This is a genomic window from Lutimaribacter pacificus (assembly GCF_900142185.1).
GTDB classification, from domain to species: domain Bacteria; phylum Pseudomonadota; class Alphaproteobacteria; order Rhodobacterales; family Rhodobacteraceae; genus Lutimaribacter; species Lutimaribacter pacificus.
In genome coordinates this window covers 59,584-66,258 of record NZ_FQZZ01000014.1, presented here as the reverse complement: position 1 = coordinate 66,258, position 6,675 = coordinate 59,584, and the positions used below count along the sequence as shown (strand labels likewise).

The 6,675-nt window shown below is 64.7% G+C and carries 6 protein-coding genes; 5 read left to right on the top strand and 1 reads right to left on the bottom strand.

The window, feature by feature from the left end; translation table 11 throughout:
• Positions 1-103: 103 nt before the first annotated feature.
• On the bottom strand, positions 104-559 hold the full coding sequence (locus tag F3H87_RS20685; protein ID WP_149789760.1) for an Lrp/AsnC family transcriptional regulator: 456 nt from the start codon (positions 557-559) through the stop codon (positions 104-106).
• A gap of 131 nt (positions 560-690) precedes the next feature.
• Here F3H87_RS20685 and F3H87_RS20680 point away from each other — a divergent pair, with 131 nt between their 5' ends.
• From F3H87_RS20680 to lpdA, 5 genes are read left to right on the top strand one after another with little or no spacing between them, the layout of a single operon-like run.
• A complete protein-coding gene (locus F3H87_RS20680) occupies positions 691-1,770 on the top strand; it encodes a Glu/Leu/Phe/Val family dehydrogenase (protein WP_149789696.1) in 1,080 nt (359 codons plus the stop codon).
• On the top strand, positions 1,767-3,002 hold the full coding sequence (locus F3H87_RS20675) for a 3-methyl-2-oxobutanoate dehydrogenase (2-methylpropanoyl-transferring) subunit alpha (protein ID WP_149789697.1): 1,236 nt from the start codon (positions 1,767-1,769) through the stop codon (positions 3,000-3,002). Before F3H87_RS20680 ends, F3H87_RS20675 begins: the two co-directional genes overlap by 4 nt.
• A gap of 2 nt (positions 3,003-3,004) precedes the next feature.
• Complete coding sequence (locus tag F3H87_RS20670; RefSeq protein WP_149789761.1) at positions 3,005-4,018, top strand: alpha-ketoacid dehydrogenase subunit beta; 1,014 nt, start codon at positions 3,005-3,007, stop codon at positions 4,016-4,018.
• Between the two features lie 3 nt (positions 4,019-4,021).
• Positions 4,022-5,299, top strand: a complete 1,278-nt coding sequence (locus F3H87_RS20665) for a dihydrolipoamide acetyltransferase family protein (RefSeq protein WP_149789698.1) — start codon at positions 4,022-4,024, stop codon at positions 5,297-5,299.
• On the top strand, positions 5,300-6,658 hold the full coding sequence (gene lpdA, locus F3H87_RS20660) for a dihydrolipoyl dehydrogenase (RefSeq protein WP_149789699.1): 1,359 nt from the start codon (positions 5,300-5,302) through the stop codon (positions 6,656-6,658).
• Positions 6,659-6,675: the final 17 nt, after the last annotated feature.

The following is a 6,675-nucleotide window of genomic DNA, read 5'->3' as shown; positions in this document are numbered from 1 at the left end:
GCTGCAGTCGGAAAGATGCAAAATCCGTGCCCAACCAATAACCGAAAAAAACACAACGCTTTCGATGATGACGGAACTCAGCAATCAAAGCCGCCAGGAAACATCAGGGAATACGCGAGCGGCTGATGAACTTGCGCAGGGCAAAGCGCGACCGAACGGCGCGGACGCCCGGTACCTTCATCAATCTGGATTGCAGGAACAGTTCGTATTCCTCAAGGCTCCCGACGACGACCTCCAGCAGGAAATCCTGCGATCCCGTCATCAGGGCGCCGGTAACGACCTCTTCGAACTGTGCGACCCTGCTTTGAAACCGGGTGATTTCTTCGCCCTGCTGGCGTTCGAGTTCGACCGAGACGAAGGCGGTGATTCCGAAGCCCGCGGCCTTGTGGTCGATCCGCGCGGAATAGCCCGAGATCAGCCCGGCCTCTTCAAGTTTGCGCACGCGCCTGTTGCACGGGGTCGGTGACAGCCCGACCCGGTCGGCTAGGTCGACGATCGAGATTCTTCCGTCATCCTGAAGGGCGCGGAGAATTCTGCGATCGACCTCGTCCGTAGTCATTTCCACTGTGCTATCCGCCATTGATGGTGAAAGACGCTATTATTCTTCGAAGTATCGCCAGGATCAGGATTTTTCAACCATGCGATTGGCGTAGACTGGGGACATATGTTGGAACGAGTCGGGGATCGCCCATGACCGAATTGAGGGAGGAGACGCCGCCGGAAGGGTTCGAACGCCTGGTGCGGATCGAAGACCCGGAAAGCGGTTTGCGCGGGTTCATCTGTATTCATTCGACGGCTTGCGGCCCCGCTGCCGGCGGCTGCCGGATGTGGCCCTATGATAGCCCGGAGGCGGCGCGGCGCGATGTGCTTCGCCTTGCCGAGGGCATGACGCACAAGAACGCGCTGGCGGATATCGGCCTTGGCGGCGGCAAGGCGGTTATCATCGGAGACCCTGCCACGGACAAGTCAGCCGCGCTGCTGAGGGCGTTCGGCCGGGCCGTCGAGGCGCTTGGCGGGCAATACTACACCGCCGAAGACGTGGGCATCTCGACCGACGATATGGCGCAGGCGGCGATGGAAACCCCCTATGCCGTCGGGCTTGGCTCCGGGCGGTACGCAAGCGGCGATCCTTCGCCTTTCACGGCCGAGGGCGTGTTTCAATGCATGAAGGCCGGCGCGGACGAGGTGTTCGGCACAGATGAGCTGACCGGGCGCCGGGTGTTGGTGCAGGGGCTGGGCCATGTCGGCATGGCGCTTGCCGGAAAGCTTCATGCCGCCGGGGCAAAGCTGATCGTGTCCGATCTGGACCGGGCGGTGCTGGACCGGGCCATGCGGGACCTGGGCGCCACAATCTGCCCGCCGGACGCGATCTTTGACCAGGAGATGGATATCTTTGCGCCCTGTGCCCTCGGCGGTATCCTTACCCATGATACGGCGGACAAGTTGACCGCCCGGCTTGTCTGTGGCGCGGCCAATAATCAGCTGGCCAGTGCCGGGGTGGCCGAAACGCTGCGGGCCGCGGGCATCCGCTATCTGCCGGATTACGTGGTAAACGCCGGTGGCATCATCAGCATTGCCGGTGAAATCCACCGGTCCGACGATTGGAACCGCGAGGCGCGGTTGACCACCATTTCCCGGCGTATTCGTGATATCCTTGCCACCAGCCGCACCAGTGGCAAGACGACGATCGCTGTTGCCAACGACATGGTGGACGGCATCCTTGCAAAGGCCGCGAACGATGCACGCCGGGAAAGGGAAGGACTCGAATGACCGACGACTACGCCCCGCTATCGCTCAATGTGCCCGAGCCGGAATGGCGACCCGGTGACGTTCCCGATTTCTCGAAGTTTGAAATTCCCCGCGCCGGTGCGGTGTCGCGCCCACCGGTCGATGTGGAGCCCGACGACATCCGCGACATGGCCTTTTCCATCGTGCGCGTTCTGCGCAAGGACGGCGAGGCGGTCGGCGACTGGGCCGGCGCCCTGACACCGGACGAGCTGCGCGAAGGTCTGCGCCACATGATGACCTTGCGGATATTCGACGCCCGGATGCTGAATGCGCAACGGCAGGGCAAGACCAGTTTTTACATGCAGCACCTGGGCGAAGAGGCGGTTTCCTGTGCCTTCGCCCGTGCGCTGCGGCCCGGCGACATGAATTTCCCCACTTACCGTCAGGCCGGGCTGCTGATCGCGGGTGGCTATCCGCTCGTCACGATGATGAACCAGATTTATTCCAACGCCGAAGATCCACTGCACGGGCGGCAGTTGCCGATCATGTACTCGTCGCGCGAACACGGTTTCTTTTCGATCTCGGGGAACCTGGGCACCCAGTTCGTGCAATCTGTCGGCTGGGCCATGGCCTCGGCCATTTCCGGCGATACGCGGATCGCGGCGGGCTGGATCGGCGACGGCTCGACAGCGGAGAGCGATTTTCACTCGGCGATGGTATTCGCCTCGACCTATGACGCGCCGGTCGTCCTGAATATCGTGAATAACCAGTGGGCGATTTCGACCTTTCAAGGCATCGCGCGCGGGGGCGTCGGCACCTTCGCGGCCAGGGGGCACGGGTTCGGCATCGCCTCGATCCGGGTCGACGGGAACGATTACCTGGCCGTTCACGCGGTGGCGAAATGGGCCGCGGAACGTGCGCGGCGGGGGCATGGGCCGACGCTGATCGAACATGTCACCTATCGCGCGGGGGGCCATTCGACAAGCGACGACCCTTCGGCATACCGGTCGGCCACCGAGGCGGCGGAATGGCCGCTGGGCGATCCGCTGGACCGGCTCAAGATGCATCTGATCCGTATCGGCGAGTGGACCGACGAACGCCATACGCAGGCCGAGGCCGAGATCACGCAAACCGTCATCGCCGCGCAGAAAGAGGCCGAAGCGATCGGGACGCTGGCGCAGGGGAACATACCGCTGGCGCGCGACATGTTCGAAGGGGTTTATGAGACCATGCCGCCGCATCTTGTCCGGCAGCGCCAGGAAGCGGGGTATTGAGCATGGTGCAGATGACCATGATCGAGGCGATCCGCGAAGCCCATGACGTGGCCATGACCCGGGACGAGCGGGTGGTGGTCTTCGGCGAGGACGTGGGATTTTTCGGCGGGGTTTTCCGCTGCACCGCCGGGCTGCAGAAAAAGCATGGCCGGGCGCGGTGTTTCGATACACCGATCAACGAAAGCGGGATCGTCGGCACCGCCATCGGCATGGCGGCCTACGGGCTGAAACCCGTGGTCGAGATCCAGTTCGCCGATTACGTCTATCCCGCCTACGATCAGATCGTGTCCGAGGCCGCGCGGCTGCGCCATCGTTCGAACGGGGATTTCACATGTCCCATCGTCGTGCGGATGCCCACGGGCGGCGGGATCTTCGGCGGGCAGACCCACAGCCAAAGCCCCGAGGCGCTGTTTACCCATGTCGCCGGGTTGAAGGTGGTCGTTCCGTCGAACCCGGCGGATGCCAAGGGGTTGCTGCTGGCAGCCATCGACGACCCGGACCCGGTGATCTTTCTGGAACCCAAGCGGCTTTACAACGGCCCGTTCGACGGGCAGCACGACCAGCCCATCGTCGGCTGGAAGAAGCACCCGCTTGGGGAGGTACCGGAAGGCGATGTGCCGGTGCCCCTGGGTGTGGCCGCGCGGTTCCGCGAGGGGCAGGAGGTCACGGTGCTGGCCTATGGCACGATGGTCTATGTCGCCGAGGCCGCCGCCGAGCGGGCCGGTGTCGATGCCGAGATCATCGACCTGCGCACGCTGGTGCCGCTTGACCTGGAGACCATCGAAACCTCGGTGCAAAAGACCGGGCGTTGCGTGATCCTGCATGAGGCCACCCGCACCAGCGGGTTTGGCGCCGAGCTGATGTCGGTGGTGCAGGAGACCTGCTTTTACCATTTCGAGGCGCCGATCATTCGTGTCACCGGCTGGGACACGCCCTATCCTCATGCGCAGGAGTGGGAGTATTTTCCCGGTCCGGCCCGCGTGGCCGAGGCGCTGCGCAAGGTCATGGAGGACTGATCCGTGGGAGTTTACGAAACCCGCCTGCCCGATGTGGGTGAAGGGGTCGCAGAGGCGGAACTGACCGAGTGGCATGTCTCGCCCGGAGATATGGTGCAGGAAGACGATGTGCTGGCCGTGGTGATGACCGACAAGGCCGCCGTGGAAATCCCGTCATCGGTGGCGGGCAAGGTGCTGGCGCTTGGCGGCGAGATCGGTGACGTGATCCCGGTCGGTGCCGTCCTGGTGCGGATCGAAGTTGCAGGAGCGGGAAACGTGACGGAGCCCGCGCCGCGCGACGAGGCCGGGGATGCGCCGGACGATACGGCGACACCGGAGCCGGAGCCCGAGGCGGCCCCGGTCGCCGAGCCGGCAGAGCCGCCGAAACCGGCATCCCGCCGCCCCAAACCTACCACCGAGCGCGCGGCGGGCACCCGGCCCCTTGCCGCGCCTTCGGTGCGCGCGCGTGCGCGCGAGGCCGGTGTGGATCTGCGGCACGTGCCGGGGAGCGGACCTGCCGGGCGCATCCTGCACGAGGACCTGGACAACTGGATTTCCTCGGGCGGGGTCCGGCACGGGTCGGTCACACGCGGGCGCAATACCGGGGTCGAAGATGTGCGCATCATCGGGATGCGCCGGATGATTGCGGAAAAGATGCAGCTGTCCAAAAGCCGGATACCGCATATCACCATCGTCGAAGAGGTCGAGATGCAGGCGCTGGAAGAGTTGCGTGCCGCATTGAACCACAAGCACAAGGACGCACGGCCCAAGCTGACGCTTCTGCCGTTCCTGATGCGTGCCATCGTCGAGGCGGTGCGCGAACAACCAGACCTGAACGCCCGGTTCGACGACGAGGAAAACGTATTGCACCGGCATGGCGGCGTGCATATCGGCATCGCCACACAAACGCCCTCGGGGCTGAGCGTGCCGGTCGTCCGTCATGCCGAGGCCGGCAACCTGTGGGACAATGCCGGCGAGGTCGCCCGGCTTGCGGGTGCGGCCCGCGACGGCACCGCCACGCGCGACGAGCTGTCGGGCGGAACGATCACCATCACCTCGCTGGGGCCTTTGGGCGCGCTGGCGACGACGCCGATCATCAACTATCCCGAGGTTGCGATCGTCGGCGTCAACAAGATGCAGATCCGCCCGGTCTGGGACGGGCAGGATTTTCGCCCGGTAAAGATGATGAACCTGTCGTGCTCGTTCGATCACCGGGTGATCGACGGCTGGGATGCCGCCGTTTTCGTCCAGAAACTGAAAGACCTGCTGGAGAACCCGGCCATGCTTTTTGTCGAGGGTTGAATGTCGGATATCAAATGCAAACTTCTGGTCATTGGTGCCGGTCCCGGCGGTTATGTCTGTGCGATCCGGGCGGGGCAGCTTGGTGTGGATACCGTCATCGTGGACGCGGGCAATCCGGGCGGCACATGCCTCAATGTCGGGTGCATCCCCTCCAAGGCGCTGATCCACGCGGCGGATGAGTTTCACAAGATCGCCGTCGTGGGGGCCGGCCCTTTGGGCATCAGCGCAGGCGCACCGGATATCGACCTGGCGCGCACGATGGCCTGGAAGGACGGGATCGTCGAACGCCTGACTTCGGGCGTTGCGGGGCTGTTGCGCAAGGCCGGGGTCCGGGTGGTTTCCGGGCAGGCCCGGTTTCTTGACGGCAAGACCGTGCGCATCGACGGCGCGGACGGAACGGTGACTGCAAGGGCCGAACATATCGTCATAGCGACCGGATCGGCCCCGCTTGAGATTCCCGCGCTGCCTTTCGGCGGCGATATCCTGTCATCGACCGAGGCGCTGGCGCTGACCAGCGTTCCCGGCTCGCTTGCCGTGGTCGGCGGTGGGTATATCGGGCTGGAACTCGGCACCGCCTTCGCCAAGCTCGGCGCTCGTGTCACGGTGGTCGAAGGCGAAGATCGCATTCTCCCGTCCTATGACAGCGCGCTGACCCGTCCGGTCGCCAGCCGGCTTGAGGCGCTTGGTATCACGGTAATGACCGGCACAAAGGCGCTGTCCCATGACGACGGGGTGCTGAAAACCAGTAACGGCGATGTCGAGGCCGAGAAGGTGCTTGTGGCGGTCGGGCGCAGGCCGCGCACCGACGGTGTCGGGATCGACGAACTGGGCCTGACCAGGGATGGCGCATTCATCCGCGTCGACCGGGGGTGCCAGACGTCGATGCGCGGCATCCACGCCATCGGCGATGTGACCGGCGACCCGATGCTTGCGCACCGGGCCATGGCGCAGGGCGACATGGTCGCCGCCCGGATCGCGGGGCAGTCTGAGGTCTGGGACCGGCTTGCCATTCCGGCGGTCTGTTTCACCGACCCCGAGATCGTGACCTGCGGCGCGCTTCCCGACGAGATCGAGGGCACCACCGCGACCCAGTTTCCCTTTGCCGCCAATGGCCGCGCGCTGACGACCGAACGCGATGACGGCTTCCTGCGCGTCGTCTGGCGCGAAAGCGATCATGCGGTTCTGGGGCTTCAGGCGGTCGGCGCGGGTGTGTCGGAACTTTCGGCGGGCTTTGCCCTGGCCATCGAGATGGGCGCCCGTCTTGAGGACCTCGCGGCGACGATCTGTGCACACCCGACCCAGTCGGAGACCATTCAGGAGGCCTGCCTCAAGGCGCTGGGGCGTGCTCTTCACACCTGATGCGGCCCGGGGTATTC